Below are 5750 nucleotides of genomic sequence, written 5' to 3'. Positions count from 1 at the left end.
GCGCCACCGACTGGCAACCGCCGAGCCTCACCGCGACGTGGCTGCTGTCCGACGTGTTCGCCGACCATTCAATGCCGATCAAGGCGGGCGGCGGCTGGTTGCCGAACGAATGGATCAACGAAAGCGGACTGCAGCACGCGTTACGGGCGATGAGCCGTGTTCCGGGACCGCGCATGGGCGATTACGGCCACCCGTACGGCTTTGCGCCGCTGCGTGAACGGATCGCGGCGCAGCTCGACCGGCATGGCTTGCCGGTCGACGTCTCGAACGTGTTGCTGACGCAAGGGGCGACCCAGGCGCTCGATCTGATCGTACGCACGCTGCTGCGCCCAGGCGATGTGGTGCTCGTCGAAGATCCCGGCTACTGCAATCTGCTGCAGATTCTCAAACTCGCCGGCCTCGAAGTACATGGTGTGCCGCGCACGCCGGCCGGCGTGGATACCGAGGTGCTCGAGACACTGGTGCAACTGCATCGGCCCAAGGCGATGTTCGTCAATACGACACTGCAAAACCCGACCGGGGCAACCTTCGGCATGGCGGCGGCGTTTCGTGTCCTGCAGATTGCTGAACGTGCGCGCATGTGGGTGATCGAGGACGACGTGAGCCGGGAACTGGCGCCACCTGGCGCGCCGCTCTTTGCGGCAATGGAGGGCTTGCAGCGCGTGCTGTACGTGGGTGGCTTTTCGAAAACGGTCACGCCCGGTCTGCGTTGCGGCTATGTCGTCGCCGAGCGCGACGTGCTGCGCGAACTGGCACGCACCAAGATGGCGGTGGGGCTGACGTCGTCCGAGACGATTGAGCGGATCGTCGACAAGGTGCTGCTGGAAGGGCGCTATGCGCGCCATGTGGAGGACGTCAACGAACGCCTGAAGGCTGCTCACGCGGTGGTCGAAGATCGGCTCGACGCGCTTGGGCTCGAGGTGTTTCACCGTCCACGCGCGGGACTGTTTCTATGGGCGCGTCTGCCGATTCAAGCCGAGCGGGCCGCTGAAGTGGCCACGGCCGCGTTGTCGCACGGCATCTGGCTCGCGCCCGGTTCGTATTTCCGTCCGCACGATGCGGCGAGCGCGTGGTTTCGCTTCAACGCGCCGTACTCGACGGATGATGCGTTGTGGCGGTTTGTCGAACGGATCGGCGCCTAGCTCTGCGGGTGAGCGATTGCGCCCGTCAGTGCTTGTACCCTTGGCGAGCCAGCAGCTTCCACTCGCCGTTCTGTTTTTGCCAGACCAGTAACACGTCGAAATCCACCTCCGCGACCTTGCCCGCAGACTCTGTGGTGCCCGAGAAATGATCCCGCACCACTGCGTTATCGCCGGTCACCGTCGTCACCGTATTGCTGAGGTCGATGCGTTTGTAGCGCGTCTGGCCGCTCGCGATCGTATCGATAAACGCTGCCTGATCCTGCACCTTTCCGCTCGAATGTCCGTAGGTGAGCGTATCGGCGGTCAGCGCTTTCATCTTCTGCGCGTCGCCAGCGATCATCGCGGCACTCAGACGATTCATCGCATCGTCGACGGCGCTTTCATCCGGTGAGGCAGCGTACGCGGCCGCGCAAACGAGGCTGGCTGCGACCCACACAAGCAGTTGTTTCATCGGGTTGAGTCTCCTTCCATTTACCGAGTGGTCATTGCGCGCGTGAGCACCATACGTTTGATGTCGCCGACCACGAATACATAGCACAGCACCGCGACCACCGCGTTTGCCCCGATGAAAACCAGTGCCGAGTTGAACGAGCCCGAACTCTGCACGAGATAGCCGATGATGATGGGCGTCGTGATGCTCGAGAGATTGCCGAACGCGTTGAAGAGCGAAGCGCAGACGCCGCCGGCTTCGACCGGCGCCGTGTCCGACACGACAGCCCAGCCGAGCGCGCCAATCCCCTTGCCGAAGAACGCACCCGCCATGATGGCGACCACCAGCACTTCCGAGTCGACGTAATTGCACGCAATCATGCAGGTGGACAGCAGCATGCCGATGACGATCGGTGTTTTACGTGCGATGCTCGCACTGTGTCCGCGCTTTAGCATTGCATCGGAAATCACACCGCCGAGCACGCCGCCGAGAAAACCGCAGATGGCGGGAATCGACGTCACAAACCCAGCCTTCAGGATCGACATGTGCCGCTGCTGGACGAGGTAGATCGGAAACCACGTGAGGAAAAAATAGGTGAGGGCGTTGATGCAGTACTGCGCGATAAAAATGCCGAGCAGCATCCGGCTGCCGAGCATCTCGCGAATCGATGCGCCAAGCGCGACTTTGGGAGGTGCTTTCGTTGCTGCGTTCGCCGTGACGCTGTCTTCGCGCGTTTCAAGATCGACAAGCGCACCACCGGCTTCGATCGCACGCAACTCTGCGGCGTTTGCGCGCGGATGGTCCCTTGGCGCATAGATGGTCTTCAGCCAGATGCCGGTCATTAGCGTGCCCAGCACGCCCATCGTCATGAACACGGATGGCCAGCCGAATGAATGCACGAGCCATCCCATGATGGGCGTGAAAAGCACTGCGGCAAAGTATTGCGAGGCGTTGAAAATCGCGGCTGCCGTACCGCGTTCGGCGCGCGGGAACCACGACGACGTCAGGCGGCTATTGCCAGGAAAGGCAGGCGCTTCGGCGAGGCCCATGGCGAAGCGCAAACAGAACATCACCGCGACGGCGGCTGCTGCGGTCAATCCAGCCGTGAGGCCCTGCGCGAACGTGAAGATCGACCATGTGAACAGGCTGACTGCGTAGACGCGTTTGGTGCCGAAGCGGTCGAGCAGACGTCCGCCCGGCAGTTGTCCGATCACATAGGCCCAGCCGAACGCGGAGAACACATAGCCCATGGTCACCGGTGTCAGCCCTAGCGAGTGCTGCATCGCGTTGCCGGCGATGGAGAGGCTGGCGCGATCCGCATAGTTGACCGTCGTGACGGCGAACAGGATGAAGAGAACGAGCCAGCGTGCGCGGGTAGCGGTTTCGTCGCGGCCCTGTGACGTGATGGCGGGCTTCGTGCCCGGGCCGGTCGGAAAGGCCGGGGTGTCCGGACGCGGCCCGGATGAGGTTCGTCGTGCTGCCTCGTCTATGTGCGCCATTGAGTCTAGTCTCCGGTCCCATGCCTGGGCAATCTCGTTATAGGTTATCGTACAACAAGAGGCGGGAGAGCAGGAGCAATCGCGGTGGTGCTGGCGGGTATACCACTAAAATTCGTAATTTGCCGAGGCGCGGTCGCTGAGTGTGTGATTGTTGGAGGTAGGCGACTGATCGCCGTATGTCGTCGTACAAGGTGGTATGTCGCGGCGTAAGGAGTAAGGTCGAACCGCCGCGAATCGCATCAGTCGCCAGCACGACGCCCACTACCTAACTCAACCAGCGCGCGGCAATCGGATAAAGCGACCCAACCAGCAGCAACGCCATCCCCACGTTGAAAAGACGTAGACGCTTCGGATCAGCGAGCACCTCGCGCATCGCGGTGCCGAACCCGGCCCACAGGCAGATGCACGGAAAACCCACGACGTAGAACAACAGTGCCATCAGCATGACATTGCTGCCGAAGCGTTCGCTCACATGAATTGTGGTGGCGGCGGTCAGCACCATCATCCATGCTTTCGGATTGACCCATTGGAAGGCGAGGGCTTCGAAGAATTTCATCGGACGGCGTTCGCCTTTGCGCAGTTTGACTTCGCCCGAGGTGCCGATCTTCCACGCCAGATACAGCAGATAGGTGACGCTGGCGATTTCCAGCGCGGAGTAAAGCACCGGAAACCGCGTGAACGCCTCGCCAAGACCGAAACCCACCGAGAGCATCAGCAAAACGACGCCGGCGCTAATGCCGAACAGATGCGGCAGCGTGCGACGAAAGCCGAAATTGACGCCAGAAGCCAGCAACATGGTGTTGTTGGGTCCCGGCGTGATGCTGGTGACGAGGGCAAAGAGGATGCCGGCGGGCAATGCGCTCAGGAAATCAAATGACATGGCAGGCTCCGGTGTCGATGTGCTTTGATGCAGTTTATCGACACGGGCCGGTACAGTAACGGTACAGATTCGCTGATGAATTCCGGTACAGAGGGCGAAGGGAGCGGCAAGCATCTGCGGGGGTGAAATTTGCGGACGACAGTAATGGTGAGATTCACGCCACTATTAGTGGAGATTTGCGACACCGTAAATGCGATTGGACGCTGACGAGGGGCACCCGTTGGCGAACGCAAGATGGGCGCCGCCGACGCGCTTCAGGGCGCCAGTCGTCGACCCTTTGTATTCGGACATTGCAGTCACTCGCACGGTCCTGCGAATCGAACTAGAACGACTGCTTTTGATGGCGTTGCCCTACTGGCGCTATCGTTAAGCGTTGTTCGATGCCTGCCCTTGTCCGTCGCCGCATGAGTGCTCGACGACGCATGCGGGCAGGCGTTGGACAAGGCCTAACGACTTGCGTCGAGCGCCAGGGTCAGGAAGCGGCTCCCTACGATCGTCTCGTGAACGTCTGATGACGAGCATCTGGCGGCCCTCGCGCCAACGTGACAACCTGACACCTGACGCGGAAATAGCGTATGCCGCATCGAACCTGTCATCATTGAAATGGCGAATGTCCAAATCGCAGGGGTTCGAGCGTCATTGGTCAGGTGGAGCACTTTGCCCACCGACAACCCATGACGGAGATTCCAAATGCAATACATGCTGATGCTCTATGCGAATGAAGGCGGCTGGACCAGCCTGACGAAGACCGAGCAGGAACAGGGCGTGGCTGCCTATGCCGCGTATACGGAGGCATTGAAGACGGCGGGTGCGCTCGTGAGCGGGGGGCGTCTGCAGCCGACAACGGCTGCGACGACCGTACGTATCGCGGACGGCAAGTCGCAGGTGCTCGACGGACCCTATGTGGATTCGAAAGAGCAACTGGGGGGCTACTACCTCATCGACGTGCCCAATCTCGATGCCGCCCTCTCGTGGGCGGCTCGTTGCCCAACCGCGAGTCACGGCGTGGTCGAGGTGCGTCCGCTCTGGCACGCTGCTGGGTGAGCAGTGAACCGCATCTCAGGCGAGGTGTGAACGCATGAGCTTGGCCAACGATGACATGAACGCGCGCGACACGGCGGACGCGGTCGCGCGCCGCAGCTTTGGCAAGCTCCTCGCTTTTCTCGCGGCCCGTACGCGGGATGTGGCGGCTGCCGAGGATGCACTATCGGAGGCGTTTGCCTCGGCGTTGTCCAGTTGGCCGCACAACGGCTGTCCGTCGAACCCGGAAGCGTGGCTCCTCACCGTGGCGCGGCGAAAGATGATCGACGTCGCCAGGCGCCGCCGCACGGGCGAAGCTGCCGCCGTGCAGTTGTTGCTCCTCGGGCAGGAGTTCGACGACGGCGCGGCGGACGCCGACATCCCCGACGATCGTCTCGCACTGATGTTCGCCTGCACGCATCCTGCGATCGAGGCGGGGATCCGCGCGCCGTTGATGCTGCAAGTGGTGCTTGGGCTGGATGCGAAGATGATCGCGTCTGCGTTCCTCATGTCTCCGGCCGCAATGGGTAAACGCCTCGTGCGAGCCAAAAGCAAGATCCGCGAGGCCGGCATTCCGTTCAGCATCCCCGAGCGTGAGGAGCTTGCCGGGCGGCTCGACGCTGTGCTGGACGCCATTTACGCCGCCTTTACGGAGGGCTGGACGGATCCGGGCGGGACCGATGTCGCACGCCGCGATCTCACTGATGAAGCGATGTTTCTGGCGCGGCTCGCGGCCGGGCTGCTGCCGCAGGAGCCGGAAGCGCTGGGCCTCCTGGCCT

At 62.1% G+C, this 5750-nt stretch carries 6 protein-coding genes; 3 read left to right on the top strand and 3 right to left on the bottom strand.

Translation table 11 applies throughout. The annotated features are described in order from the left end of the window. Positions 1–1142, top strand: a 1142-nt coding sequence (locus tag WCA85_RS24270) for a PLP-dependent aminotransferase family protein (protein ID WP_424067396.1), incomplete at its 5' end; no start/stop codon positions are given. A 25-nt stretch (positions 1143–1167) separates the two neighbouring features. On the opposite strand, the gene WCA85_RS24265 is transcribed toward WCA85_RS24270, so the two are convergent. The 3 genes from WCA85_RS24265 to WCA85_RS24255 all read right to left on the bottom strand — a co-directional run bounded on the left by WCA85_RS24265 (position 1168) and on the right by WCA85_RS24255 (position 3951). Further along, positions 1168–1593, bottom strand: a complete 426-nt coding sequence (locus WCA85_RS24265) for a nuclear transport factor 2 family protein (protein ID WP_424067395.1) — start codon at positions 1591–1593, stop codon at positions 1168–1170. 20 nt (positions 1594–1613) lie between these two features. Next, positions 1614–3071, bottom strand: a complete 1458-nt coding sequence (locus WCA85_RS24260) for an MFS transporter (RefSeq protein WP_424067394.1) — start codon at positions 3069–3071, stop codon at positions 1614–1616. A gap of 265 nt (positions 3072–3336) precedes the next feature. Continuing rightward, on the bottom strand, positions 3337–3951 hold the full coding sequence (locus tag WCA85_RS24255; RefSeq protein WP_424067393.1) for a LysE family translocator: 615 nt from the start codon (positions 3949–3951) through the stop codon (positions 3337–3339). A gap of 690 nt (positions 3952–4641) precedes the next feature. Between WCA85_RS24255 and WCA85_RS24250 the strand changes: the two genes are divergently transcribed. Both WCA85_RS24250 and WCA85_RS24245 read left to right on the top strand, forming a co-directional pair. Beyond that, complete coding sequence (locus tag WCA85_RS24250; protein WP_424067392.1) at positions 4642–4995, top strand: YciI family protein; 354 nt, start codon at positions 4642–4644, stop codon at positions 4993–4995. Between the two features lie 55 nt (positions 4996–5050). Next, on the top strand, positions 5051–5750 hold a 700-nt coding region (locus tag WCA85_RS24245), incomplete at its 3' end, for an RNA polymerase sigma factor (protein ID WP_424067397.1).

The organism is Paraburkholderia sp. (assembly GCF_049581445.1).
In the GTDB taxonomy this organism is placed as follows: domain Bacteria; phylum Pseudomonadota; class Gammaproteobacteria; order Burkholderiales; family Burkholderiaceae; genus Paraburkholderia.
This window is presented reverse-complemented; position numbering and strand designations above follow the sequence as displayed.